Annotated in this window: 24 protein-coding genes; 16 read left to right on the top strand and 8 right to left on the bottom strand. The window is 64.7% G+C overall.

The genetic code is table 11. The features are described 5' to 3' along the window. Positions 1-7 precede the first annotated feature (7 nt). Together AC0L3C_RS32015 and AC0L3C_RS32010 are read left to right on the top strand one after the other, a co-directional pair. Positions 8-409, top strand: coding sequence for a PTS sugar transporter subunit IIA (locus AC0L3C_RS32015; RefSeq protein ID WP_007597752.1), 402 nt, complete (start codon positions 8-10; stop codon positions 407-409). Further along, positions 406-723, top strand: a complete 318-nt coding sequence (locus tag AC0L3C_RS32010; RefSeq protein ID WP_007604995.1) for an HPr family phosphocarrier protein — start codon at positions 406-408, stop codon at positions 721-723. The genes AC0L3C_RS32015 and AC0L3C_RS32010 overlap by 4 nt, the downstream gene beginning before the upstream one ends. A 15-nt stretch (positions 724-738) precedes the next feature. Here AC0L3C_RS32010 and AC0L3C_RS32005 read toward each other — a convergent pair whose 3' ends face one another. The 3 genes from AC0L3C_RS32005 to AC0L3C_RS31995 form a co-directional block, all read right to left on the bottom strand. Then, positions 739-2,364 carry a glycosyltransferase family 39 protein gene (locus tag AC0L3C_RS32005; protein WP_473409936.1) on the bottom strand — a complete coding sequence of 542 codons (1,626 nt, stop codon included), beginning with the start codon at positions 2,362-2,364 and terminating at the stop codon, positions 739-741. Positions 2,365-2,450: 86 nt separating this feature from the next. Further along, complete coding sequence (locus AC0L3C_RS32000; protein ID WP_473265106.1) at positions 2,451-3,221, bottom strand: M15 family metallopeptidase; 771 nt, start codon at positions 3,219-3,221, stop codon at positions 2,451-2,453. Further along, positions 3,218-4,576, bottom strand: coding sequence for a caspase family protein (locus AC0L3C_RS31995; protein WP_473409935.1), 1,359 nt, complete (start codon positions 4,574-4,576; stop codon positions 3,218-3,220). The genes AC0L3C_RS32000 and AC0L3C_RS31995 overlap by 4 nt, the downstream gene beginning before the upstream one ends. Positions 4,577-4,816: 240 nt before the next feature. Between AC0L3C_RS31995 and lepA the strand changes: the two genes are divergently transcribed. Next, a complete protein-coding gene (gene lepA, locus AC0L3C_RS31990; protein WP_473282149.1) occupies positions 4,817-6,628 on the top strand; it encodes a translation elongation factor 4 in 1,812 nt (603 codons plus the stop codon). Positions 6,629-6,894: 266 nt separating this feature from the next. On the opposite strand, the gene AC0L3C_RS31985 is transcribed toward lepA, so the two are convergent. Then, positions 6,895-7,668, bottom strand: a complete 774-nt coding sequence (locus tag AC0L3C_RS31985) for an SDR family NAD(P)-dependent oxidoreductase (RefSeq protein WP_473409934.1) — start codon at positions 7,666-7,668, stop codon at positions 6,895-6,897. 167 nt (positions 7,669-7,835) lie between these two features. On the opposite strand from AC0L3C_RS31985, the gene AC0L3C_RS31980 reads away from it, so the two are divergent. Then, positions 7,836-8,174 (top strand): response regulator, encoded by a 339-nt coding sequence (locus AC0L3C_RS31980; RefSeq protein WP_473282145.1) that lies wholly within the window; start codon positions 7,836-7,838, stop codon positions 8,172-8,174. Positions 8,175-8,194: 20 nt separating this feature from the next. Here the strand turns inward: AC0L3C_RS31980 and AC0L3C_RS31975 are convergent, their stop codons facing one another. Next, positions 8,195-8,404 (bottom strand): hypothetical protein, encoded by a 210-nt coding sequence (locus AC0L3C_RS31975; protein WP_027514367.1) that lies wholly within the window; start codon positions 8,402-8,404, stop codon positions 8,195-8,197. Positions 8,405-8,418: 14 nt separating this feature from the next. Further along, positions 8,419-8,592: a hypothetical protein gene (locus AC0L3C_RS31970; protein ID WP_219679146.1), complete on the bottom strand. Its 174-nt coding sequence runs from the start codon at positions 8,590-8,592 to the stop codon at positions 8,419-8,421. A gap of 470 nt (positions 8,593-9,062) precedes the next feature. On the opposite strand from AC0L3C_RS31970, the gene AC0L3C_RS31965 reads away from it, so the two are divergent. From AC0L3C_RS31965 to AC0L3C_RS31950, 4 genes are all read left to right on the top strand, one after another. Beyond that, entirely contained in the window at positions 9,063-9,569 is a 507-nt protein-coding gene (locus AC0L3C_RS31965; protein ID WP_473409933.1) for a GNAT family N-acetyltransferase, read from the top strand. Positions 9,570-9,874: 305 nt separating this feature from the next. Next, complete coding sequence (locus AC0L3C_RS31960) at positions 9,875-11,110, top strand: MFS transporter (RefSeq protein WP_473409932.1); 1,236 nt, start codon at positions 9,875-9,877, stop codon at positions 11,108-11,110. Further along, a complete protein-coding gene (locus tag AC0L3C_RS31955; protein ID WP_473265099.1) occupies positions 11,107-12,273 on the top strand; it encodes an acyl-CoA dehydrogenase family protein in 1,167 nt (388 codons plus the stop codon). The genes AC0L3C_RS31960 and AC0L3C_RS31955 overlap by 4 nt, the downstream gene beginning before the upstream one ends. A gap of 206 nt (positions 12,274-12,479) precedes the next feature. Next, positions 12,480-13,232: a hypothetical protein gene (locus AC0L3C_RS31950; RefSeq protein WP_473409931.1), complete on the top strand. Its 753-nt coding sequence runs from the start codon at positions 12,480-12,482 to the stop codon at positions 13,230-13,232. A gap of 46 nt (positions 13,233-13,278) precedes the next feature. Here the strand turns inward: AC0L3C_RS31950 and AC0L3C_RS31945 are convergent, their stop codons facing one another. After that, positions 13,279-15,438 carry a putative bifunctional diguanylate cyclase/phosphodiesterase gene (locus AC0L3C_RS31945; protein WP_473409949.1) on the bottom strand — a complete coding sequence of 720 codons (2,160 nt, stop codon included), beginning with the start codon at positions 15,436-15,438 and terminating at the stop codon, positions 13,279-13,281. Between the two features lie 468 nt (positions 15,439-15,906). Here AC0L3C_RS31945 and mepA point away from each other — a divergent pair, with 468 nt between their 5' ends. From mepA to modC, 4 genes are all read left to right on the top strand, one after another. After that, the gene (gene mepA / locus AC0L3C_RS31940) at positions 15,907-16,851 is read left to right on the top strand and encodes a penicillin-insensitive murein endopeptidase (RefSeq protein WP_473409930.1); all 945 of its coding nucleotides are present in this window, start codon (positions 15,907-15,909) and stop codon (positions 16,849-16,851) included. A gap of 217 nt (positions 16,852-17,068) precedes the next feature. Continuing rightward, positions 17,069-17,851 carry a molybdate ABC transporter substrate-binding protein gene (modA, locus tag AC0L3C_RS31935; protein WP_473409929.1) on the top strand — a complete coding sequence of 261 codons (783 nt, stop codon included), beginning with the start codon at positions 17,069-17,071 and terminating at the stop codon, positions 17,849-17,851. 12 nt (positions 17,852-17,863) lie between these two features. Continuing rightward, positions 17,864-18,559 (top strand): molybdate ABC transporter permease subunit, encoded by a 696-nt coding sequence (modB, locus tag AC0L3C_RS31930; protein WP_473265094.1) that lies wholly within the window; start codon positions 17,864-17,866, stop codon positions 18,557-18,559. Positions 18,560-18,561: 2 nt separating this feature from the next. Continuing rightward, positions 18,562-19,224 (top strand): molybdenum ABC transporter ATP-binding protein, encoded by a 663-nt coding sequence (gene modC, locus AC0L3C_RS31925; RefSeq protein ID WP_473265093.1) that lies wholly within the window; start codon positions 18,562-18,564, stop codon positions 19,222-19,224. A gap of 154 nt (positions 19,225-19,378) precedes the next feature. On the opposite strand, the gene AC0L3C_RS31920 is transcribed toward modC, so the two are convergent. Next, positions 19,379-20,134 carry a GntR family transcriptional regulator gene (locus AC0L3C_RS31920; protein ID WP_473265092.1) on the bottom strand — a complete coding sequence of 252 codons (756 nt, stop codon included), beginning with the start codon at positions 20,132-20,134 and terminating at the stop codon, positions 19,379-19,381. A 207-nt stretch (positions 20,135-20,341) separates the two neighbouring features. On the opposite strand from AC0L3C_RS31920, the gene AC0L3C_RS31915 reads away from it, so the two are divergent. From AC0L3C_RS31915 to AC0L3C_RS31900, 4 genes are read left to right on the top strand one after another with little or no spacing between them, the layout of a single operon-like run. After that, positions 20,342-21,376: an extracellular solute-binding protein gene (locus AC0L3C_RS31915; protein ID WP_473409928.1), complete on the top strand. Its 1,035-nt coding sequence runs from the start codon at positions 20,342-20,344 to the stop codon at positions 21,374-21,376. Next, positions 21,373-22,452 (top strand): ABC transporter ATP-binding protein, encoded by a 1,080-nt coding sequence (locus AC0L3C_RS31910; RefSeq protein ID WP_473282133.1) that lies wholly within the window; start codon positions 21,373-21,375, stop codon positions 22,450-22,452. The genes AC0L3C_RS31915 and AC0L3C_RS31910 overlap by 4 nt, the downstream gene beginning before the upstream one ends. Then, positions 22,449-23,312 (top strand): ABC transporter permease, encoded by an 864-nt coding sequence (locus AC0L3C_RS31905; RefSeq protein ID WP_473282131.1) that lies wholly within the window; start codon positions 22,449-22,451, stop codon positions 23,310-23,312. Before AC0L3C_RS31910 ends, AC0L3C_RS31905 begins: the two co-directional genes overlap by 4 nt. Then, positions 23,309-24,109, top strand: coding sequence for an ABC transporter permease (locus tag AC0L3C_RS31900; RefSeq protein WP_473409927.1), 801 nt, complete (start codon positions 23,309-23,311; stop codon positions 24,107-24,109). The genes AC0L3C_RS31905 and AC0L3C_RS31900 overlap by 4 nt, the downstream gene beginning before the upstream one ends. Positions 24,110-24,111: the final 2 nt, after the last annotated feature.

The following is a 24,111-nucleotide window of genomic DNA, read 5'->3' as shown; positions in this document are numbered from 1 at the left end:
TTTTCCGATGATTGGTCTAGTACTTGTGACCCACGGGCGCCTTGCCGACGAATTCAAGGCAGCGCTTGAACATGTCATGGGCCCACAAAAGCAAATCGAAGCGATCACGATCGGCGCCGAAGATGATTCCGATCTCTGTCGAAGCGACATCATCGAGGCGGTTAACCGCGTCGATTCCGGCGATGGCGTCGCGATCCTCACCGACATGTTCGGCGGCACGCCATCCAACCTGGCAATATCCTGCATGAGCCGGCCGAAGGTCGAAGTGCTCGCGGGGATCAACCTTCCCATGCTGGTGAAGCTGGCCAAGGTGCGCGAGGAGCGTCCACTCCCGGACGCGATCGCGATGGCCCAGGAAGCCGGCCGCAAATACGTCACCATCGCCAGCCGCGTCCTCGCCGGCAAATGAGCGACGAGGCGCCGCAAGCCGGGACGGGCGTGCCCGCGGGCGCGATCTCCAAGGACCTCCTGATCATCAACAAGCGCGGCCTGCACGCGCGGGCCTCCGCCAAGTTCGTCCAGGCCGTCGAGCGCTTCAGCGCGCAGGTCTGGGTGACGCGCGGCGGCGAAACCGTCGGCGGCACCTCGATCATGGGCCTGATGATGCTCGCCGCCGGTCCCGGCACCACCATCACGGTCGCCGCTGCCGGCGACGATGCCGAAGCCGCGCTGGCGGCGATCACCGAACTCGTTGAAAGCAAATTCAACGAGGAAGGGATTTAGGCGGCTTCGCCTCGATCATTTCCCCGGCGGCGCGATGTAGATGTTCCAGCTCATCGACGGACCGGCCTTGCCGTGAGTGAAACGGCGTGTCGTCATCACGATGCGCTCGGCGTTGGGCGCAACCTCGGACACCCATTTCTCGAACGCTGGCAGGCGACCGTCGGCCGGGTCGAACACGCCGATGAAGCCGTATCGCCTGACGTCATCGGGCGAAATCAATCCGGACCCCCAGGCTTCGAGCGGCGTGAACGCGGCCGGATGATCCGGGCTGTAGAACACCATCGGCTGGATCGACTCCATGGTGCCGGCGACGACCGCCCAGCGCGAGGCGAAGCGCGCGTGCCAGGCCTGCGTCAGCTCGCGCGCGAGATCCGAGCGCGCGCCATAGGTCGCCGTGTTGCCGGCATTGGCCGCCATCTCCCGCGCGGCGATCCAGGGCGAGGCAATGAGCGTGGCGACGCTGAGCACCAGCCAGATCGCGACAATGTTGAACAGCGCCGCACTCTGCACCCGCAAGGCCGGGATCGCGACCAGCGCGAGCGGCACCAGAAAGAACAGCGAGATGCCCCAATCGGTCTTCATGTAGATGCTGAACGCCAGCGCGCCGAGCGCGGGGCCGACCGCGACGATGATCTGGATGATCCAGACGTTGCGCGCCTGCGAAAGGTTCACGCTGGAATTCGCGCCGCGCGCCCAGGCCCGCGTGACGATGCGCGCGGGCGCATGCAGGAGCAGCCTGAACCAGGGCGGCACCAGCGCCATCGCCAGCGCGGCCAGCGCCACCGGCAATGCCAGCAGCGCGACATTATGCAGGGCATAGCCGGCCACGAGCTGATGCACCTGGCCGCTGTCCTCGAGGCTGTAGGTGTCGCCCGCATAGGTCAGCGGCACGAAATGCGCGTCCGCCAGCCAGACGATGTGCGGGATCATCGCCGCCGCCATCGTCGCGATCGCAATCCACGGCGCCGGCGACCACAGGAACTTCAATCGCTCCGGATGGATCAGCGCGGCAAGCCCGATGGCGCCGATCATGGTCAGCACCCAGTACTTGGTCATCAGCGCCAGCGCGCCGGCAAGGCCGAGCAAGGCTCCGGATTGCCAGCTACGCTTCTCGAACGCATTGAGATAAGCGAGCACGAGGAGCGGCAAGGTGACGAGCTGGAGCAGGTCGGGATTGTACTTGAAGCCCTTGAAATTGAAGATCGGGTAGAGCGCGACCATCACCACGACCAGGAACGCGCGCCGCGCATCCACCACGCGCAACGCGATGAGCCAGCAGATCACCATACCGGTGCCGACGGTCGCCATCGCGAGCGCATAGGTCGCCCAGTCCGTCGGCGGGAACATTGTGAACCAGAGGCCGGCGACCCAGCCCGACAAGGGCGGGTGCTTGCCATAGCCCCAGAGGAATTTCTGGCCCCAGCCCCAGGCTTCCGCGACGTCCATGTGAACGTCTTGCGCGGCCTTGAGGTTGATCAGGATGAAGGTCCAGAGCACTGCATGCAGGATGGCGAGCTGGATCACCAGCCAGAGGCGCGCCTCGGGGCGGGTCGCGCTGGCAACTAGCCAGGCCCGGAAACGCTTGAAACTCACCCGGGCTTTTGCGCGTGGCCGGGTGGAGGGGATCGAGGTTGTAGACATCGCCGCTTGGGTAGCGCGTTTCGCGCTTGAGTGAAATCAGCTTGGCGTGAATGAATGACGGCCTGGAGCACGGAAACGATACGGAATCACCGGGCCAGTAGTTCCGGGCGATATTCAAAGTGCATCGTGTCGTAATGATACCATTTGCCTCCCCAGATGAACCCGTGGCGTTCGAAGATATCGACGATCTCCTGCGGCATCCTGTTCTTGTACGGGATCGACTTTCCGCGGCCCGCCCACAGCCAATAATCGGAATATCGCAGGTTCAGATCGATCGCGACGGCATAGCCATGCATGCTCATCTTACCGGTATCGGCGACCGGCCGGCACGACAGCACGCCGGCAATGGGAAAGGCTGCGGCCCTCAGCGCTGGTTCGAGCTTGTCGATTTCCGCCGACACCTCCTTGAGCCGATCCGCGACGCCATTGATCCGCGTCACCTGGACCGCCTTCCCCCATGATCGCGGCAACCAAGTGATGGTCACGAGATTCCGCTGCACCGCTCCAGCACGGCAGTCGCCATACATCTTCGTGAAGAACGCTTCGTTCCGGAATCTGCCGGGATCGGCGTTCAACGCGGGCGGCGCAGAAGCCCCTACGGGATAGGCCAACCGGAGCTGGTCGATGATCGAGGCATTGCGCAGCCGCTGGTCAAACGATTTGTCGTCGACACCATCGTCCACCGGCATCTTAGTGCCATCGCGCCACGAAATTTGCTTGCCATCGTGGCCGGTCAGGAAATCGGGATAGGCACGCACCAGCTGATCCAGAAGTTCGGTTCTGGTTTGAGCGTCCGCCGGCACGGACGCAGCCACCAAGGCGACGACTATCTGCGCTGCCCGCAATGCGATTGTCATCGACGCCTGCCGGCCTGATCGAGCAGCGCGGCATTCGTCTCCTCGATGGAATTGAGTTTCGGATTCCATGTGTTGGGGGCGTACCACGGGAAGCGTTCAAAACGGGCCTTGAGATCTGCCGCCTCGAAATATCGCCCCCGCCGCGCGTAGATCTCGTTGCGTGCGATACGGATTTCCTCGTTCGACAGCCCGCGCAGATCCGCCGGCGTGAGCAGGCGTCGATCTGAATCGGGAAAGATGAAGCTGCCTTGAACCGGGCCGCCGGATTCATAGCGGTCGATCAGGGCGACATTTGCCTTCTCGACGGCGTTCAGCGGCGGGTCCCAGGTGCGGGGTACATACCAGGAGAACTTGCTGAACCTCGCCGTCAGTTCGGGCGAGTTGAAGTAGCGCCCTCGCCGCGCAAAGATTTCGTTGCGGGCGAGGCGCAGCTCTTCCTTGCTCAGCGTCTTCAAATCGCCGTCGGCAAGCAGCCGGCTATCCGAATCCGGGAAAAGGAAATCCGATTGGGTTCTCGCAACCGGAGGTGTGGAAAGCGGAAGGTTCGCAGGGGGCGACGTGACCGTCGCCGGCACGTTGACCGGCGCGACCTGCGCTGCAGGCGCGCCTGAAAAGTAGAATGATCCATCGATCGGCGAGCTGGAGACCCAGGGCTGTTGCGAGCTACCGGTCGCGCGCTTGACGATGAGCCCCACCTGATTGAACGCCTGGAGCACGTCGAGCCCGGGTCTCTGCATCGTCTCGACCAGCGCCCGCGTGTAGGGGCTGTGTCCATCGGATCCGTCGAGCGCGACGTTGCCCGGTTGTGTGGCATAGGAGAGCAGCGTTCCCTCCGGCGCCCGGATTTGCGCCAAACCTCCGTCGGAGCCACGGAGGCCGCGACCACCGAACGGATTGTTCCTGCATGCATCGAGAATGACGATGTTCAGCTTGGTTCCTGCGCCGTCCATCTGCCGCAGCACCAGCGCGGCGTCGACCATCTGGAAATCCACATCGGACTCGCGTGTCGGATTCGCCGAGACCGGAACGAGATAGTTGGTGCCGCGGACCTGGATGCCGTGTCCGGCGTAGTAGAACAGGGCGACATCTGCGCCGATCAACTGGTTGCCGAAACGTTGGACCGCATTGTCGAAGCCTGCCTTGTCCAGCTCGACCTGGGCGCCGCCGCCGACCAGCGTGAAGCCGAGCCTATGCAAGGTATCGGCCACCAGCAGCGCGTCATTCCTGGGATTTTCCAGCCGCGACACGTTCTGGTAGGCGGAATTGCCTATGACGAGGGCCACGCGTTTTTCAGCAGCGGCCGGGAAGGCGAAACACGCCGCAAACAACAAAGCGGAAAGGCGCTTCCAATGCATTGCCTGTTTCCATGACAGAAAGCCGGAAAACTAGCAGAGGCGGTCGCTGAAATCGATGGCAGGGAGGCTGGAGATTGCAGCGGCTGGCGGATCGATGCCGTCCACCCTCCTGGTCCCGCGGGAGGCAGGGCCGGCTGCCCCGTCCCGGACGCGCAGGCGCACTGCCGGACGCGCCTTCCGGGACGCAGCAGGACCAAGTGAATGGTTGCCGCACGGGGATGTGAGTGGTATCCCGCGCCCATGACGACCGTCCCCATTTCCAACATCCGCAATTTCTCCATCGTCGCCCATATCGACCATGGCAAATCGACGCTGGCCGACCGCCTGATCCAGATGACCGGCGGCCTCACCGACCGGGAAATGGCGGGCAAGGAGCAGGTGCTCGATTCCATGGACATCGAGCGCGAGCGCGGCATCACCATCAAGGCGCAGACGGTCCGCCTCGCCTACCGCGCCAAGGACGGCAAGGATTACATCTTCAACCTGATGGACACGCCCGGCCATGTCGACTTCGCCTACGAAGTCTCGCGGTCGCTGGCGGCGTGCGAGGGTTCCCTGCTGGTGGTCGACGCCAGCCAGGGCGTCGAAGCCCAGACGCTCGCCAACGTCTACCAGGCACTCGACAACAACCACGAGATCGTCCCGGTCCTGAACAAGGTCGACCTTCCCGCCGCAGAGCCCGAGAAGGTCAAGCAGCAGATCGAGGACGTCATCGGCATCGACGCGTCGGACGCGGTGATGATCTCGGCCAAGACCGGCCTCGGCGTGGCCGATGTGCTGGAAGCCATCGTCACCCGCCTGCCGCCGCCGAAGGGCGATCGCGATGCGACGCTGAAGGCGCTGCTGGTCGACAGCTGGTACGACGTCTATCTCGGCGTGGTGGTGCTGATCCGCGTCGTCGACGGCGTCATGAAGAAGGGCAGCCGGGTTCGCATGATGGGCACGGGCGCTGCCTATGACATCGAGCGCGTCGGCTTCTTCACGCCGAAGATGACGCAGGTCGACGAGCTCGGCCCCGGCGAGATCGGCTTCATCACCGCCGCGATCAAGGAAGTCGCCGACACCCGCGTCGGCGACACCATCACCGACGACAGGAAGCCTGTCACCGAGATGCTGCCGGGCTTCAAGCCGGCGATCCCGGTGGTGTTCTGCGGCCTGTTCCCGGTCGATGCCGACGATTTCGAAACACTGCGCGCCGCGATGGGCAAGCTGCGTCTGAACGACGCCAGCTTCTCGTTCGAAATGGAAACCTCGGCCGCACTCGGCTTCGGCTTCCGCTGCGGCTTCCTCGGCCTGTTGCACCTCGAGATCATCCAGGAGCGGCTGTCGCGCGAGTTCGATCTCAATCTGATCGCGACCGCGCCGAGCGTCATCTACAAGATGAAACTCAACGACGGCACCGAGATCGAGATTCACAATCCCATCGACATGCCCGATGTGGTCAAGATCGCGGAGATCCAGGAGCCCTGGATCGAGGCCACGATCCTCACCCCCGACGAATATCTCGGCAGCGTGCTGAAGCTGTGCCAGGACCGGCGCGGCGCGCAGAAGGAACTGACTTACGTCGGCTCCCGCGCGATGGTGAAATACGATCTGCCGCTCAACGAGGTCGTGTTCGACTTCTACGACCGTCTGAAGTCGGTCTCCAAGGGCTACGCCTCGTTCGACTATCATCTCACCGACTACAAGCCGGCCGACCTGGTGAAGATGCAGATCCTCGTCAACAACGAGCCGGTCGACGCGCTCTCGATGCTGGTCCACCGCACCCGCGCGGAGGGGCGCGGCCGCGCCATGGTCGAGAAGATGAAGGATTTGATCCCGCCGCACATGTTCCAGATCCCGATCCAGGCGGCGATCGGCGGCAAGGTGATCGCGCGCGAAACCGTCCGCGCGCTGCGCAAGGACGTCACCGCAAAGTGCTACGGCGGCGACATCACGCGCAAACGCAAACTTCTGGAGAAGCAGAAGGAAGGCAAGAAGAAGATGCGGCAGTTCGGCAAGGTCGACATCCCGCAGGAAGCTTTTATTGCCGCGCTGAAGGTGGACAGCTGAGGCGAGCGCCTCGCCCGCCTCGATCGAGACGAGACAAGTTCGGTCCGCGCTATTCGGGCCAGAAAATAAAAATCGCGAAAACAACCCCATGCACAGTAGCGAGGGGCTTGTTCGGATTGAACTTTTGATTTTCAGAATTTCGTTTGACCTGTCGGGCAAAACAGGGGCATAATGTCACCATGCAGCACGTGGCAATGCCGTGCGCATGAGACGCAGCATCGTCCTCCGAACGCTTTGGGAAGATGTGGACTTCAGCCGAATTGCTTCTACGTCGGAGGCAGCGTCACCCCCGTCAACTCGCCCAGTCTGTCCAGAAGCCGCTCCTGAAAATCGGGATCGGTCGCTTCGTGCGCCGGCTCCTGTTGGCGGATGTCATGCCAGTAGCGACCGCTGACCAGGGCGGCGGGATCATCGCTCACCGCCAGCCAGGTCTGCGTCCGTTGTCCGGTGACCACACCGACCGGCGCTCCGGCACCGCCCATTTTGGTGCGCGCCCAGCCGGGATCGACGGCGTTGCTCAGCACCTGCGGCCAACGCCGCGCCAAGGCAAAGGCCAGTGCGACCATGTGCAGCTTGCTCTCCGCGTACGCCTTGGCGGGATCCCAGGTTCGCCTCGTCCAGTCGAGATCGCCTAACGATCCCTCTCCGCCGCGATGAAGCCCGCTGCTGAGATACACCAGCCGATCGGGGCGCTTCATCAGAGCGGTGAGCAAATAGGGCGCGAGCGTGTTGACCGCCAGGGTGGAGGCGTGGCCTTCGGGCGTCGGGCCGCGGCTGCGCTCGGTATAGACCCCGGCGTTGTGAATGACCGCGTCCATTCGTCCGAGGGCGTTGACCTGATCTGCCACGTGCCTCGTCTGGGCGGCGCTCTTGAGATCGCCGATCACGACCCGTACGGAACGCGATTCAAGCTCGGAGATTGCCGCCGCACGTTCCGCCGATCGAGCGTGCAGGACGATTTGGTGGCCCTGTTCGAGGAGAGACTGGGCAGCTGCGCGGCCCAGACCGTCCGTGCTGCCCGTGATGAAGACGATTGCCATTGCCGCTCCTGTTCGATCCCCCCGCTTCGGTGCCTCCGTCGAAAGCTCAAGGAGAATGCAACATGTTCGACTGATCATGCCGCGCGCAGCTCGCTGCGAACGAAGACATCACAACCGAACAATCTTCCAGGATGCGCACTAACATCCGATAAGTTGGGAATGACCGCATGTCGAATTTCGTCATGCTGCTGGTCGAGGATGACTCGCTCCAGCGCGAAGTTCTATCCGACCTTCTCAAGGACGAAGGGTTTGAAGTCGTCGAATGTGCCACCGCGGAAGCGGCGGAGCTTATCGTGGCGTCGACGGGCACGGAGCTACGGGCGCTCATCACCGATCACAACCTCGCGGGCAGAATGACCGGGCTCGAACTCGCAGAGTACGCACGCAGTGCTCATCCGGGGCTCAACATCGTGCTGATGTCCGGGACAATGATGGCGCCGCTGCCGCCCAATACGATTTTTTTGCACAAGCCGTTTGCGCCCGCCCATTTGCTGGCGGCCGTGTAGAACCAGGATGCCCTCGAGGGTCATCCGCCCGAATTTTCCGCGCCGACGGCGTTCTCGCTCTCCGGCACCGTCAGCCGGACAGAGTGACCCTGCCGCATGGCGAGCGACGCAGCCGCGACAGCCGCCTCGAAAGCGGCTTCCTTGGTCTGGTAGGTGTTCCGGATTTCGCCATCGTGGTCGACGTGCCAGGCACCGTCCCTGCCAACGATATCATAGGCTGCGAGGCCCATCGTCTATCCCTCCATCATGCGTCCGGTGTTGCCTTGGACGCCTGGGTGCTGCTCACCGGGTCCGACGCCGGGAAACTGTCCTTCAAGCCCTTTTCCAACTCGTCGTCCTTGGCCTTATCGCGTCGGATGCCACGTTTGAGATCTTCCGCGTTCTTGTCCGGCGGTGCCGGATCGAATTTCTCGGTCATGCAAGAGTCCTTTCATGACCTAAAACGCGTTGAGCTGATGACCGTTCCTCTCAAGGAACTAACGCAATCGCGGCTTGCTGTCGGCGGGAAAACCAGAAAAGCGCCCGCAGCGCTCATTTATTCAGGTTGCGCCTACCGCTACAACACATCCTGGGATAGTATTGCGCATTCCTTCCAATCAGGGGAATGCGATGAAAGCTTCGGTTTTTGCGCCAGGGGGCTTGATCATTTTGTCGATCACCGGAGCGAACGCAGCTCCCAAGGCCACTGCTGCCCCGACCACGGCAGCCAGCCCGGTCGCATGTTCCACCTCGGGTGGCGGCTTCGGGAGCTACCCGTCGGGCTGCCGAAACGGAGCAAACTTCAAGACCTACAATGAATGCAAGGAATCAGGTGTCAAGCGCGGCTGGAGACACGAAGACATGGCGTGGTACTGCAGCGGGCTGGGACTGCAATAGCGAGCGGTCATTGTGCTTTTCACGGCCGCGAACCCGGCGCGACGACTGGAGCGACCCATGGAATGCACAATCCGGCCCGCACTCGCAGATGATGCCAATGAGATCAGCGCGGTCATCTTGCGGGCGCTGCGGGAAACGAACGCGAAGGACTATGCGGAAGGGATCATCGAAAGGATCGCGCATAGCTTCAGTCCCGAAGCCGTACGGCGGTTGATCGGACTACGCATCGTCTTTGTCGCCACGATCCGCAGCCGCATCGTTGCGACCGCAGGTCTCGACGGAAATGTGGTCCGCACCGTCTTCGTGGCTCCCGATGTTCAGGCCCGGGGTATCGGCAAGCTGCTGATGGCCGAGATTGAGCGCACGGCGCGCGCACGAAACGTCGCTTCGCTGACCGTCCCCTCTTCCGTCACCGCCGAGACTTTCTACGCGCGGCTCGGGTTCAAGGCGGTGCACGACAGCCATCATGGTGACGAACGCACGATCATCATGGAGCGCCTGCTAAAGGACCCGATCTAGATCCAGCTTGGGCCGTTCTCTGGGATTCAGCGGCCTGATGCTTGTTGTCTGCCAACCCGTGCGCGTGCGCAGGGACGTCGCCGCGAAACGCATCACGCGCACGCGCAAGCTTTCAGGTGAAGCAGCCCGCAGGATGGATTGAGCTCTTGCGAGACCCATCACCCGACGAGTGCAGTCTAGAAGTTTGTGGGTTTCGCTTCCGCTCTACTCCTAGGGGCTGACACCGCAGCCTTGCCCTCTCCCGGCAGATAGGTCACCATCCCTGCTGCGCACCATCAACAAGACCAAAAGCGCAGAGGAAACGGATGAGTAAGCCATCAGGCTTCAACTACGGCTGGGTCGTTGTCGCCGCGGGTGCGCTGATGACATGCGTCGGCTTCGGCACGATGCTGTCCCTTGCGGTCTTCCTGCAGCCGATCTCGGACTCGATGGGATGGTCGCGCGCCGGTGTGTCGGCGGCGGCGACGATCGATTTCCTCTGCATGGGTGCTGCCGCGTTTGTCTGGGGCACGCTGTCGGACCGGTTTGGCACCCGCATCGTGGTTCTTGCCGGAAGCGTTCTGTTGGGGCTCGGTCTCGTGGCCGCGAGCCAGGCCGCAAGCCTGTGGCAATTCCAGCTGTGCTTCGGCGTGCTGATCGGCGTTGCCGCCGGCAGCTTCTACGCGCCGATGATGGCGCTCGCGAGCGCCTGGATCGAGACCAACCGCAGCCTTGCGGTGGCGCTGGTCTCCGCCGGCATGGGCGTGTCGCCGGTGACGATCGCGCCGACCGCAAGCTGGCTGATCACCGCCTACGACTGGCGCACCGCGATGCTGGTGATCGGCATCGCGGCGTGGGCGCTGCTGATCCCCGCCAGCTTCCTGGTGCGCTCCGCGCCGGCAGCGACTGGGCCCACAACGGCGAATACCGCGCCGGAGATGGAGTTGACCGGGTCGCAGGCGCTGCGCACGCCGCAATTCATCGCGCTCGCGGCGGCGCATTTCGCCTGCTGCGCCGCGCATTCCGGCCCGATCTTCCACATGGTATCCTATGCGATGGTGTGCGGCATCGCCCCGCTCACGGCGGTGACGGTCTACAGTGTCGCCGGTGTCTCCGGGCTTGGCGGGCGCCTGCTGCTTGGCGCGGCTGCCGATCGCATCGGCGCCAAACCGGTGCTGGTCGCCGGGCTGTTCGTGCAGGCGATGTGCATCGCGACTTATCTCGCGGTGGCCCAGCTCGGCGAATTCTACGCGCTGTCCGTCGTGTTCGGTCTCGCCTATGGCGGGGTGATGCCGCTCTATGCGGTGCTGGTCCGCGAGTTCTTCGGCGCGCGCATCATGGGCACGGTGTTCGGCGCGGTGTCGGCCTTCGCGAGCCTCGGCATGGCAATCGGGCCGTGGGCCGGCGGTCTCGTGTTCGACAATTTCCAGCGCTACACATGGTTGCATGCGGGCTCCTTCGCCATCGGGCTCGCCGCCGTCGCGGTGGCACTGAGCTTCCCGACCAGACGCAAGGAAACGCTCGACCTTGGCCGCGCCGCGGCCTGGCGAGGTGGCTCATGAACAGGCCGCAAGTCTTCGATCAAGGCCATGATCTCGTCGAACGCGCCCGCGCCATCGCGCCACTGATCGCGGGCGAGGCCGACGAGATCGAGCGGTCGCGGCGGCTGACGCCGGCCGTCGTCTCTGCGCTGATCGAGAACGAGCTCTATCGCGCGCTGCTGCCGCAGAGTCTTGGCGGCGTCGAAGCCGCGCCGGAAGCCTTCATGCAGATGCTGGAGGAGATCGCGAAAGCGGATGCTTCCACCGCCTGGTGCCTCGGCCAATGCAGCGTCTGCGCGATGATCGCAGCTTCGCTCGACCACGACACCGCGCAGGAGATCTTCAACACGGCGCCGGGCATTCTCGCGTGGGGCGCGATCGCGCATGAGGCGCGCATCGTCGAGGGCGGCTATCGCGTCACGGCGCGCTGGGACTTTGCCTCGGGCTCGCGGCAGGCGAGCTGGCTCGGGGCGCATGTCCGCATCGTCGGGGCCGACGGCGCGCCGCGGAAAAATGCAGACGGCTCGGCGGAGGTGCGCACCATCCTGTTTCCGGTCGCGAGCGCCGTGCTGCACGACGTCTGGCAGGCGATCGGGCTCGCCGGCACCGGCACCGATTCCTACGAGGTCGCCGACCTGTTCATCCCCCAGCGCTTCACCGCGTTTCGCGACGTGCCGTCCGCGCTACGCGAGCAGGGTCCGGTTTACAGGATCGGCACCGGCTCGACGTTCAGCCTCGGCTTTGCCGCGGTGTCGCTCGGCGTGGCACGGGCCACGCTGGATGCCGCAATTGCACTGGCGCGCGGCAAGCATCAGTCGCTGGCGGCCAACGCCATGCACGACAACCAGGCGGTCCAGGGCCTGATCGGCCGCACCGAGGGGGACCTGCGGGCCGCGCGCGCTTATCTCTATGCGACGGCAAGTGCGATGTGGCGCGATCTCTGCGCGACCGGCGCGTACAGCGCGGCGCATCGGAGCTCGGTTCGCCTCGCCGCGACCTGGACCATCCACCAGTCGGCCAAGGTGGTCGACACCGCCTATCACATGTCCGGCGCCACGGCCGTATTCCGCAGCAATCCGTTCGAGCGACGGTTTCGCGACATGCACGCCATCGCCCAGCAGATCCAGGCGCGCGACACGCATTACGAGGATGTCGGTAAGATGATCCTTTCAGGGGACCGCTGACGTCGACCAGTTACGAAAGTGCACGCACGCTGACCTATATTGAGCTCACCATCCGGCGTCTTCGCCGCTGAACCTTTGCGGATTTCCTCGGACCAATTTCTATAGCTACAAAAACGACGGCTTTTCCGCCGTGACCGCGCCGACCATTTGGAAGTGATAATTCGAATTGTTTTTTGCGCGCTGCATTTGCGCAAGAGAGGTCCGTTATGGGCCGAACAGCTGGCAGGAAAGTCAGTTGCCATGCCATTCAGGGGCGTTCGCCGGGATGGCACCATGGTGGCATTCTCATTGTTGCCACCCTCTGCATCGCATGCACTCTCCTGTTTGCGAGCGAAGCCGTGGCTCAATGCTCGGCGCGAGACGTCCTGCGGAATCAGCTGAAGCTCAAGCAGGCGCCGTCTGATCGGCCGCAAGTCCCAATCAAATCCGCCGTCGATCTCCCCGCGTGGAAGACGATCCGGATCGGGACGTTTGCAAACTTCTTCGCCCTCAGCAACGCTTTGGATGCGGCAGGTTGCGGCATCGGAAACTCGGCTGGCGAAATTCTCGCGCGGCCGACGTTTACCGTTAGCGCCACGAAAACGAGCGTAGAGCTTTTCACGGTGTCGGCAGCCGAACTTGGCTTTCGGACCGACACGGCGTTGCTGGCGAACATCTACGCGCGCGCCAAACAGTTGGGTTTCGGCTTGGCGGCTGCAGAAGTCGGACCCCAACTGAGGCTTCAATATTTCGACCAGCCGATCGGTGAGTTTCTCATCATCGGAATGGAGCCAATCAGGACCTGGCAAGGCGCGCCCGTCATCTTGAATGTCGCCAATGGCGGCGCGGGACTCATCCTCATCGGCCAGGATGGCAGCGCCGACGCACAGATCCCCGCGGCATCCCGCTTCGTATTCGTGCGGAGCAACCAAACCGCTCCTGCCGAGGGGCATGAGGCCGTATCGCTTGTCGGCCACTGAACTTTCAACTGTGCGCAGCTCAAGACGCAAGCCGACATCCCGCAGCCTAGGCCACCAGCGCAGCGTCTTCCTCGCCTACTCCATCGATGCCCCGTTGCGCGGCGAGCAGGCTGATGATCTCCGCATTCGGCCGGGCCTTGCTGAACAGAAACCCCTGGCCTTCGTCGCAGCCCTCAGTGCGGAGGCAGCTCAGCTCGGCCTCGGTCTCGACGCCTTCGGCGGTGATGGTGACGCCGAGGCCTTTGCCGAGGCTGACGATGGAGCGGATGATCGCCTGAGCCTCGCGATTGGCGCCGAGATCGCGCACGAAGGACTGGTCGATCTTGATCTTGTCGAAGGGGAAGCTGCGCAGATAGCTCAGGCTGGAATAGCCGGTGCCGAAATCGTCCATCGAGATGCGCACGCCGAGCGCGCGCAGCGCATGCAACGTCGCCAGCACCTGGGCGCTCTTTTCCAGCAGCAGCGTCTCCGTGATCTCGAGCTCGAGCCGCCGCGGCGGCAGGCCGGAATGCTTCAGCGCATCCGTCACCACCGAAAGCAGATTGCCGCTGCGGAACTGGAGCGGCGACAGGTTGACGGCGACGCGGACGTCGTCCGGCCAGGTGGCGGCGTCGTGACAGGCTCGGCGCAGCATCAAACCGCCGAGCGGATTGATCAGCCCGGTTTCTTCCGCAACCGGAATGAACTCGGCCGGCGAGACCATGCCGCGCTCGGCATGCGGCCAGCGCACCAGCGCCTCGAAGCCGGTGATGCGGCCGCTCTGGAGGTCGATCAGCGGCTGGTAGTACGGCCGGAGCACGTCGTTCTGGATCGCGTCGCGCAGCTCGACCTCGATCTTGCGGCGGGTCTGCGCTTTCGCATCGAGCGCCGCCTCGAAGAACGCGAACGAGCCGCGCGCATCCAGCTTGGCACGCGACAGCGCCATGTCGGCACTCTTGAGCAGCTTTTCGGAATCGTCGCCGTCGCCCGGCGCCATCGCGATGCCGATGGAGGCGCTGATCACCACGGAATGGCCGTCGAGCAGATAGGGATCGGCGATGGCTTCGAGCAGGCGCTTGGCCAACAGCACCGCATCCTCGGGACGCGTCAGGCCGCTCTGCACGATCGCGAACTCGTCCGAGTTCAACCTCGCGAGCGCGTCCTCCTCGCGCAAGGTCGAACGCAGCCGCTTGGCGACGCCGCGCAGCAGCTTGTCGCCGACCGCGTGCCCCAGCGTGTCGTTGACCGCCTTGAAATTGTCGAGCCCCAGCATCAGCAGGGCGACCTTGTCGGTGCTGCGCCTCGTATGCAGCAGCATCTCGTCGACCTGCTGGCGCAGCAGATTGCGGTTTGGCAGACCGGTCAGCCCGTCATGCTGGGCCATGAAGGCGAGCCGCGCCTCGGCGCGCTTGCGCTCGGTGATGTCCATCAGCGCGAGCAGCACCGCGGGCCGCTCGGCATAGGTCAGTTCGCGGGAATAGATCGCAAGGTCGATCAACGCGCCGTCGGCCTTGACGTGCTTCCAGGTGCGTCCGGCCTGCTCCTCACCGGCCGAAGCGGCGGTCCAGGGCGGCTCACTGTCGAAAGCCTGAAGGGAGCGGATCGTCAGCCGCTCGAAGTCGGCGCGGCTGTAGCCGTAATGGGCGACCGCGGCATCGTTGACGCCGAGGATGCGCTCGTCGTCCAGCGCGCAGACGATCATGGGGACCGGATTGCCGTCGAACAGCAGGCGGAACGAGGCCTCGCGCTGCTTCAACTCGGTGATGTCGACGCGCAGGCCGACGACGCCGCCGTCGTCGGTCAGCCGCTCGTCGATCAGGATGACGCGGCCGTCCGCCAGCTTCTGCTCGTGGCGCGAGCCGGGCTGATAGAGCTTTTGCAGCCGCTCGGCGATCCATTCTTCCTCATGACCGGCGGCCTCGGGATAGTCGCCGCGGGCGACGCCGATGCGCAGCGTGTCCTCGAGGCGCGCGCCTTCCTCGAACAGATCGGCAGTCTTGCTGTAGATTTCCGCGTATTGCTTGTTCCAGAGGACGTAGCGGCCTTCGGCATCGAGAAACACGATGCCTTGCGGCAGAATGTCGATGGCCTGGCGCAGGCGCTCATGGGATTTGCGCGCTTCCGCGATCGCGGCCTCGGCACGGCCGCGCAGAACTTCGTCGCGTTCGGACGGAGGATGAGGGGCGCGCGCAAAGCGAGGCTTGCGCCGGTGCAGGCCGCCGAGCACGCTGCCCTTTCGCTTTTTCGGCTTTCGAAACCCCAAACTCAACTTCACTCGTCCCAGTCGCACCCAGCGACCGCAACTCTTGGGGCAAGTGTCTGAAAAAAAGGTAATCTTGGGTGGCATGGCGATGGGACGCACGGTCTGGCAGTCTCGAAAAAACAGCCCTCATTGCCCGTTTGCAAGGCGCGGCAGTGCCGATGGGCGCTCCAGGCCCATCGCATTGTCGTCATCGGAGAACGAGATGGCGCAAAATTGCGCGCTGCCTTGAATCATTTCCGGGATCGCGCGCGATTGCATGCAGAAGGGCGTGAGTACGCGTCCCGCGCACGAATTTTGGTCAATGCATGAGAGGGTTATCGCGTGGTTAAAAAACGGCCGGCCGACGCCGCGGAACTGCGACTTTTGAACGAAATTTCGGCGGAACGACTGTTTCTTAACCCTGACGCGGTGTTGGGCTATAAGAATGTCAGCATGAGTCCCCGCCGCCTCGCCCCTCTCCTGCTCGTCATGACGCTCCTGGCCGCCGGCGACGCGCTGGCCCAGGACAAGGGCAGCGTCAACCCAAAGCCGCTGCCGCCGCTCGCCAATCCGAACGATCCCAATATCGGCGCCAAGGAGCTGTTCGCGCGAAAGCTGCTGCCGTCGAAGGGACCGGCGCACGTCATCGGCTCCTATGTGAAGGGCTGCATCGGCGGCGCCGAGCAGATGCCGCTCAACGGCGACAACTGGCAGGTGATGCGGTTGTCGCGCAATCGCAGCTATGGTCACCCCGCGATGATCGCGCTGATCAAGCGGCTTGCGGCGAGGGCGCACAAGGACGCGGGATGGCCGGGCATCCTGGTCGGCGACATCGCCCAGCCGCGCGGCGGGCCAGCGCTGTCCGGCCATGCCAGCCACCAGATCGGCCTCGATGCCGACATCTGGCTGACGCCGATGCCTGACCATCGCTTGTCGCGCGAGGAGCGCGAGGACATGTCGGCGGTGATGATGGTGCGCCCGGACCGGCTCGACATCGATCCGAAGGTGTTCACGCCGGGCCATGTGCTGGTGCTGCGCGACGCGGCGCAGGAGCCGGCGGTGCAGCGGATCTTCGTCAATGCCGCGATCAAGAAGGCGCTGTGCCGCGAGGCCAAGGGCGACCGCTCCTGGCTGTCGAAGATCCGGCCGTGGTGGGGCCACGACTATCACTTCCACATCCGCATGCACTGCCCGGCGGGCGCGAGCGACTGCGAGGGCCAGCCGTCGCAATCCGAGGACGAAGGCTGCAAGCCCTCCGATCTCGCCTATTGGTTCAGCGAGGGCGTGCTGCACCCCAAACCCCCGCCGGAGCCGCCGAAGCCGAAACCGCCGATGACGCTGGCGCAGATGCCGGCGGCGTGCAAGGCCGTGCTGCACGCGGGCAACGCGAAGCCGTAAAACTCTCCGCCGGGATGACGAATTCCTGATTGGCGCCATGCGAACCGTCGCCTTTGACCTGTTCCGCCACCCTGTTATGATGACCCAGCGATCGCTTGCCGGACCGTAAGTCCGTCGGGCTTGCCGGAACAGCGCTTCCGCCGGTCGCAAGCCTCATTCAACCAACGCCGTGCGCGCGCCGCCTTGCGTGCCTGAGCGCGCGCATGGAGCGCTTCCGATGTCCCGCCTTTCCGTGCTTTTCTCGGCTTTGTTCGTTCTCGCCGCCGGCCTTTCGCCTGTCGCCGCCGAGGACAAGACCATCACCGTGTTCGCGGCAGCCTCGATGAAGAACGCGCTCGACGAGGTCGACGCGGCCTACACCGCCAGGACCGGCGTCAAGTTCAGCGTCAGCTACGCCGCAAGCTCCGTGCTCGCCAGGCAGATCGAGCAGGGCGCGCCGGCCGATGTGTTCGTCTCCGCCGACACCGACTGGATGGACTACGCGATCTCCAAGAAGACCATCAACGAGTCGACCCGGGTCAATCTGCTCGGCAACAGCATCGTGCTGATCGCGCCGAAGGATTCCAAGATCGACAACGTCGCCATCGCACACGGCTTCGACCTCGCAAAACTCGCCGGCGACGGCAGGATCGCGACCGGCGACGTCAAGTCCGTACCGGTTGGGAAGTACGCCAAGGCGGCGCTTACGAGCCTGGGCGCCTGGCAGGCGGCCGAGCCGAAATTCGCCATGGCCGAGAGCGTGCGTGCCGCGCTGACGCTGGTCGCGCGCGGCGAGGCCAATCTCGGCATCGTCTATTCCACCGATGCCAAGGTCGAGCCCGGTGTGAAGATCGTCGGCACCTTCCCGGCGGATTCGCATCCCGTGATCATCTATCCCGTCGCTGCGACCACGTCAGCAAAGGGCGAGACCAGCGACTATCTCGCCTTCCTGCGCTCGACCGCCGCCAAGACCATTCTGGAAAAATACGGTTTCAAGTTCCTGATCAGCCCCTCCACTTGATTTTGCGATTTGATGCTCGACATCTCTCCCGCCGAATGGACGGCGATCCTGCTCTCGCTCAGGGTTGCCGTGATCGCGACGCTGGTGGCAACGCCGTTCGGCATTGCGCTGGCATGGTTGCTCGCGCGGCGTGATTTCTGGGGCAAGTCGGTGCTCGATGCGCTGATGCATCTGCCGCTGGTGCTGCCGCCCGTCGTCACCGGCTATCTGCTGCTGCTGACCTTCGGCCGCCGCGGCCTCGTCGGCGGCTTTCTGGCGGACCATCTCGGCATCGTCTTCGCCTTCCGCTGGACCGGTGCTGCGCTTGCCTGCGGCCTGATGGCGTTTCCGCTGCTGGTGCGCCCGATGCGGTTGTCGATCGAGGCGATCGACCGCCGGCTCGAGCAGGCCGCCGAGACGCTCGGCGCCACTCCTTTCAAAGTGTTCTTCACGGTGACGTTGCCCTTGGCGCTGCCTGGCGTGCTCGCCGGCATGGTGCTGGGTTTTGCCAAAGCGATCGGCGAGTTCGGCGCCACTATCACCTTCGTGTCCAACATTCCCGGAGAGACCCAGACGATTTCGTCCGCGATCTATTCGCTGATCCAGACCCCCGATGGCGACGCCGCCGCGGGACGGCTCGTGATCGTCTCGATCGTGCTCGCGCTCGGTGCGCTGATCGCCGCCGAATGGTTCGCCCGCCGCGCCACCGCGCGCCTGCACGGGAATTGACCATGCTGCGCGTCGACATCGAAAAGAAGCTCGGCGAGTTTTCGCTGTCCGCCGCCTTCGAAAGCGAGGGCCGCGTCATCGGCCTGTTCGGAGCGTCGGGCGCCGGCAAGACCTCGCTGGTCAACATGATCGCGGGGCTGCTGCGGCCCGACCGCGGCACCATCGTGATCGACGGCGAGACTGTCGACGACAGCGCGGCCGGCATTCATGTCCCGACCTGGCGCCGCCGCATCGGCTATGTGTTCCAGGATGCGCGGCTGTTTCCGCATCTCAACGTCGCGCAAAATCTCGACTATGGCAGGCGGATGAACGGCCTCGCGCCCGATCCGGCGCAGCACAAGCGCGTCATCGAGCTGCTCGACATCGGCGCGCTGCAGGGGCGCCGCCCCGGAAAGCTCTCCGGCGGCGAGCGCCAGCGCGTCGCGCTCGGCCGCGCACTGCTGTCGAGGCCGCGCCTGCTGCTGCTCGACGAGCCGCTCGGCGCGCTCGACGAGGGCCGCAAGCTGGAGATCCTGCCCTATCTGGTGCGGCTGCGCGACGAGGCCAAGGTCCCCATGGTCTATGTCAGCCACGACGTCGCCGAGCTGCGCCAGCTCGCGACGCAGATCGTGATGCTGAAGCAGGGCCGGGTGACGTCGTTCGGCGGGGTGAAGGTGCTGACGTGAGGGAGGTGGCGGCTTGCCGGAACACGCTTCCGCTCCGCGCCCGCTGTCATGCCCCGCGAAGGCGGGGCATCCAGTACGCCGCGGCCCCTCGATTCAATCACGACCGCCTCTGGAATACTGGATTGCCCGCCTTCGCGGGCAATGACAGCGGGGGCTAACGCCCCTTCCGCCGCTTCGGCTTCAGTGCGCTAAACACGCTTTCCAAATCCTCGCTCGCCGGCGCCGCATCGTCATCCAGATGCAGCCGGCTCTCGACATGCAAAAAATGCTCGCGCGAAACCGCGATGGCACGCGCGACGTCGCGGGCGCGAAGGGCTTCGACGATGGCGCCGTGCTCGTCCACCGCGCAGATCGAATCACTGGCGGGTTCGTAGACCGAGACCATCACCGAGGACCGGCTGAGCAGATCGGCGAGGAAGTACGACAGCTCCGCGTTGCCGAGCGCTTCCACCAGATGAACGTGGAACGCGCCCGACAGCCGCACCGAGGCGGCGCGGTCGCCGCGCGTGGCGGCGGCGCGCTCCTCGGCGAGATGCGCCGTCAGCCGCTCGATCAGGGCATCGTCGACACGACGCACGAGCTGCGTCAGCACGCCGGCCTCGAGCACGCGATGCGCCTCGTAGACGCTGCGGACGTCGTCGAGCGTCGGACGCGGCACGCGAGCGCCGCGGTTGGGGATCATCTCCAGCCGCCGCTCGGCGCCGAGCCGATGCAGCACCTTGCGGATGCGCTCGCGCGAGACGCCGAAGATCTCGGCCAGCGGCGGCTCGGCGAGCTTGGCGCCGGCCTTCAGCTTGCCTTCCAGCAGCGCGTGCAGGATGGCCTGATAGACCGCCTCGTCCTCCGCCGGATTGGCCTTGCCGTTCCTCTTGCCGCTTCCCTTGTCGTCTCGCCTACGCTGCGTCGCCATGGTGGTAGCTAGGCCCAAAGACTGCGCAGCGTCACCTCCAAAAAATGTGCACATTTGCCTTGTCGGCATGCAGGCGCCGCGCAGGGGACAGGATCACCATCCGCTCAGCCCATTGATACAACTCATAATTAATAAAATGTGCACATTTGGCACGGCGCTTGCTGCGTCCTCGCTGCAAGCTTTACGCACAACAAACGGGACATGCCCATGCACACCCCCTCCCGACGCAGCGTTTTGACCTCCGGCGCGGCCCTGGCCGCGATCATCGCCGCCCCGGCGCGGCTGCGCGCCGCGCCCAGGGAGATCGTCATCGGCGGCCCCGCGGGCGCCGCGAAATATTTCAATGCCGATTTGTTTCCCGTGCTGGAGAAGAAGCTCGACTGCAAGGTGCTCTATGAGGGCACCAACTCGCTGACCAATCTCCAGAAGATGCAGGCTGACAAGGCCGCGCCGAAAATCTCCGTCGTCATCATGGACGATCCGGTGATGCTGCCGGCAGCCAGCGACGGCCTGATCACCAAGATGTCGGCATCGTCGATCGCCAACCTGGGCAAGCTGGTCGACGGCTCGGTGCATCAGGACGGAATGTGGGCGAACTATCAGCGGCCCTGGGCCGGCATCGCCTATTCGACCAAGCGCATGAAGACGGCGCCAGCAAAGTGGTCCGACCTGTGGGACGCGAAATATGCCTCCAAGGTGATCGTGCCGTCGCTGTCGAACACCGAAGGATTCTGGACGCTGCTCGCGGCCGCCCATCTCGAGACCGGCAAGCCCTACAATGAGGCGCAGTACGAGATCGACGCCGCCTTCAAGAAGGTGAAGGAGCTGAGGGCCAACCTCTTGAATGTCTACACCAACGCGCCGCAGGCCATCAATCTGATGGAGCAGGGCGAGGCGTGGATGATCGGCGGCCAATTCTCGGCCTACACGCTGATCCGCAAGGCGGAAGGATCACCGGTCGATCTCGCCGTTCCGCAGGACGGCGGCTTTGCGATGCCGTCGGGCATCGCGAAGGTGAACGGCGCACCGGCCGGCGATCTCGCCGATGCCGTGATCGACTTCTTTCTGAGCCCGGAAGCGCAGATCATCCTCGCCGACAAGGCTTTCGTCGCGCCCACCAACAAGGGCACGCCGACGCCGGCGGGCTTCCCGGACCCGGCTTCGCTGTTCGCGCCGGACTGGGCATTCGTGGCCAAAAACCGCGCCTCCTGGGTCGACCGCTGGAGCAAGGAGATGACATGAGCGAGGCCGCCCCGCATCTCGTCGTTCGCGGCGTCTCCAAGACATACGGACCCACGACAGTCCTCGACCACATCGACCTGACCATCCGGCGCGGCGAGCTGGTCACGCTGCTCGGCCCGTCCGGTTGCGGCAAGACCACGCTGCTCCGTGCCATCGCCGGCCTGGCGCAACCAGACACCGGCAAGGTCGAGCTCGCCGGGCGCGACGTCACCCACGTGCCCCCGCACAAGCGCAATGTCGGCGTGGTGTTCCAGAGCTACGCGCTGTTTCCGCATCTCACCGTCGCCGGCAACATCGCATTCGGGCTGAAGGTGCGCGGCGCGGCCAGGCGCGAGATCGATGCTGCAGTGGAACGCGCGCTGTCACTGGTCAAGCTCGGCCATCTCGCCGGTCGACGCATCACGGCGCTGTCGGGCGGCCAGCAGCAGCGCGTGGCCCTGGCGCGCGCCATCGCTGTCGAGCCCGATGTGCTGCTGTTCGACGAAGCGCTGTCGGCGCTCGATCGGAAGTTGCGCGAGGAGATGCAGGTCGAGCTGCGCCGCCTGCTCCAGGACGTGAAGGCCACCGCGATCTTCGTGACGCATGACCAGGACGAAGCGCTGACCATGTCCGACCGCGTCGCGGTCATGAACAAGGGACGCATCGAGCAGCTCGCCGAGCCGCGCGAACTGTATCTGCGTCCCGCAAGCCTGTTCGCACTCAACTTCGTCGGCCTCTCGACGCGAATTGCCGGCACGGTGCTAGCGGCTGGCAACGGCCAGGTCGAGGTCGAGACCAAGGTCGGCCGCTTGTCCGCGCTCGGCAACTTCCAGGCGGGTTCGCCCGTCATCGTCGCAGCGCGCCCCGAGCAGTTGCGGATCGGCGAGCAGGGCGATGCGAATACGGCCGCGGGCCGGGTCCGCTCCGTGGTATTCCAGGGCTCGCGCACGCTGGTCGAGGTCGATGCCGGGGCCGGTGAAAGCCTGCTCGCAGAGCTCTCCGGGCGCGACGGCGCGATCCCCGCTGTGCATGACGAGATCCGCCTGAGCTGGCCGGTGACCGAGACCTTTGCATTTCCGATGGAGGCGCAGGCATGACCGAGGCGGCCCTTCCGGCACCTTTGGCCGCGCCTTCGGTCGACCGCGAGCGGCTCGCCGCGATCGGATTCGTGCTGCCGTCCTTCGTCATCATCGCCGGCGTTTTCGCGCTGCCGCTGGTGCTGCTGCTCGGCGTCAGCATCGTCGATGCCAACGGGCTGACCTTCGCCAACTACAAGCGCCTGCTCGGCACGCCCTATTATCTCGGCGTGGTCTGGAATTCCCTGCGGCTCGGGCTGCTGACGACGCTGATCGCTTTCCTGATCAGCTATCCCGCCGCCTTTGCGCTCGCCCGCGCCCGCGGGCCGTTGCGCTCCGTGCTGCTGGCGACGCTGTTTCTGCCCTTGGCGGCCAGCGTCATCGTCAAGGCGTTTGCCTGGACGATCCTGTTGCGCAGCGACGGCATCGTCAACGAGACGCTGATCGCGCTCGGCATCATCGAAGACCCGATCCGGATGATTTTCACCGAGACGGCGCTGATCGTTGGCGCTGTCAACATCTTCCTACCGTTCATGATCCTGCCGATCTATGCGATCGTGGCGCAGCTCGATCCGCGCTATGCCGAAGCCGCCGCCACGCTCGGCGCCTCGCCGGTCGTGACGTTCTTTCGCGTGATCCTGCCGTTGACCTTGCCCGGCATCGTCGCTGGCGTGGCGCTGGTGTTCTCGCTCTCGGTCTCCGCCTATGTGGTGCCAACGCTCCTGATTGGCGAAAAATACCCGACGCTCGCGACTGCCATTGCAAAAGCCTATCTGCTGGCGCGCGAACCCGGCTTCGGTGCCGCCGCCGGCGTCGTGCTGCTGGCGATCGCGATCGCGATCGTTGCGCTCAGTGCGCGCCTGTCGCGGGAGCCGAAATGATGAGGCGCGCCGCAATCATCGTCTGCTGGGTGATGGCGATCGGGCTGGCCCTGTTCCTGATCGCGCCGCTGCTGGTGATCGCCGCCGCGAGCTTCTCGCCGACACCGGTGTTCGACCTGCCGCTGACCGGCGCATCGACGCGCTGGTACGGCAAGATCGGCCGGCTCGACGGCTTCTGGCCGTCGCTGCTGCTGTCGCTTCAGATCGCGCTGCTGTCGACGGCGATCTCGCTGATATCAGGCACGCTCGCGGCGATCGCGATCGCGCGCGGAAAGCTGCCGGGCGCCGGCATCTTTGCGACCGCGCTGGTTTCGCCGCTGATGATGCCGGGCCTCGTGCTCGGCATCGCGCTGCTGCAGGGCTTTCGCGCCGTCGGTTTCACCGCGCCCTGGGCGACGCTGCTGGTCGCACATCTCGTCATCACGCTACCCTATGTCGCGCGCACGATGATCGCGGGTCTCGCGCGGTTCGACTTCACGTTGATCGAGGCGGCGCGAACGCTCGGCTGCACCTATCCCGGCAGCGTATTGCGGGTGATGGTGCCCGCGCTGGCGCCGTCATTCCTGATCGCGGGAATCTTCTCGTTCCTGGCCTCGTTCGACAATTATCCGGTATCGATCTTCCTCGCCGACGTCCGCACCAAGACGCTGCCGATCCGCATGCTGCAATATATCGAGGAGGCGCCCGACCCGACGCTCGCGGCGCTCTCCACCCTCATCCTCGCGGGCACGGTGATCCTGCTGTTCGTCAGCGACCGCGTCGTCGGCCTGCATCGCATGGCCGGAACCACGGACTGATT

The organism is Bradyrhizobium sp. WSM4872, from assembly GCF_055811715.1.
The sequence above is the reverse complement of the archived record's forward strand: the minus strand, read 5'-3'. Positions and strand labels throughout refer to the sequence as shown.

Coding starts and splice junctions, on each gene's coding strand:
- AC0L3C_RS32015 (WP_007597752.1), top strand. CDS start 8: ATGATTGGTCTAGTACTTGTGACCCACGGGCGCCTTGCCGACGAATTC.
- AC0L3C_RS32010 (WP_007604995.1), top strand. CDS start 406: ATGAGCGACGAGGCGCCGCAAGCCGGGACGGGCGTGCCCGCGGGCGCG.
- AC0L3C_RS32005 (WP_473409936.1), bottom strand. CDS start 2,364: ATGTCTACAACCTCGATCCCCTCCACCCGGCCACGCGCAAAAGCCCGG.
- AC0L3C_RS32000 (WP_473265106.1), bottom strand. CDS start 3,221: ATGACAATCGCATTGCGGGCAGCGCAGATAGTCGTCGCCTTGGTGGCT.
- AC0L3C_RS31995 (WP_473409935.1), bottom strand. CDS start 4,576: ATGCATTGGAAGCGCCTTTCCGCTTTGTTGTTTGCGGCGTGTTTCGCC.
- lepA (WP_473282149.1), top strand. CDS start 4,817: ATGACGACCGTCCCCATTTCCAACATCCGCAATTTCTCCATCGTCGCC.
- AC0L3C_RS31985 (WP_473409934.1), bottom strand. CDS start 7,668: ATGGCAATCGTCTTCATCACGGGCAGCACGGACGGTCTGGGCCGCGCA.
- AC0L3C_RS31980 (WP_473282145.1), top strand. CDS start 7,836: ATGTCGAATTTCGTCATGCTGCTGGTCGAGGATGACTCGCTCCAGCGC.
- AC0L3C_RS31975 (WP_027514367.1), bottom strand. CDS start 8,404: ATGGGCCTCGCAGCCTATGATATCGTTGGCAGGGACGGTGCCTGGCAC.
- AC0L3C_RS31970 (WP_219679146.1), bottom strand. CDS start 8,592: ATGACCGAGAAATTCGATCCGGCACCGCCGGACAAGAACGCGGAAGAT.
- AC0L3C_RS31960 (WP_473409932.1), top strand. CDS start 9,875: ATGAGTAAGCCATCAGGCTTCAACTACGGCTGGGTCGTTGTCGCCGCG.
- AC0L3C_RS31955 (WP_473265099.1), top strand. CDS start 11,107: ATGAACAGGCCGCAAGTCTTCGATCAAGGCCATGATCTCGTCGAACGC.
- AC0L3C_RS31950 (WP_473409931.1), top strand. CDS start 12,480: ATGGGCCGAACAGCTGGCAGGAAAGTCAGTTGCCATGCCATTCAGGGG.
- mepA (WP_473409930.1), top strand. CDS start 15,907: ATGAGTCCCCGCCGCCTCGCCCCTCTCCTGCTCGTCATGACGCTCCTG.
- modA (WP_473409929.1), top strand. CDS start 17,069: ATGTCCCGCCTTTCCGTGCTTTTCTCGGCTTTGTTCGTTCTCGCCGCC.
- modB (WP_473265094.1), top strand. CDS start 17,864: ATGCTCGACATCTCTCCCGCCGAATGGACGGCGATCCTGCTCTCGCTC.
- modC (WP_473265093.1), top strand. CDS start 18,562: ATGCTGCGCGTCGACATCGAAAAGAAGCTCGGCGAGTTTTCGCTGTCC.
- AC0L3C_RS31920 (WP_473265092.1), bottom strand. CDS start 20,134: ATGGCGACGCAGCGTAGGCGAGACGACAAGGGAAGCGGCAAGAGGAAC.
- AC0L3C_RS31915 (WP_473409928.1), top strand. CDS start 20,342: ATGCACACCCCCTCCCGACGCAGCGTTTTGACCTCCGGCGCGGCCCTG.
- AC0L3C_RS31910 (WP_473282133.1), top strand. CDS start 21,373: ATGAGCGAGGCCGCCCCGCATCTCGTCGTTCGCGGCGTCTCCAAGACA.
- AC0L3C_RS31905 (WP_473282131.1), top strand. CDS start 22,449: ATGACCGAGGCGGCCCTTCCGGCACCTTTGGCCGCGCCTTCGGTCGAC.
- AC0L3C_RS31900 (WP_473409927.1), top strand. CDS start 23,309: ATGATGAGGCGCGCCGCAATCATCGTCTGCTGGGTGATGGCGATCGGG.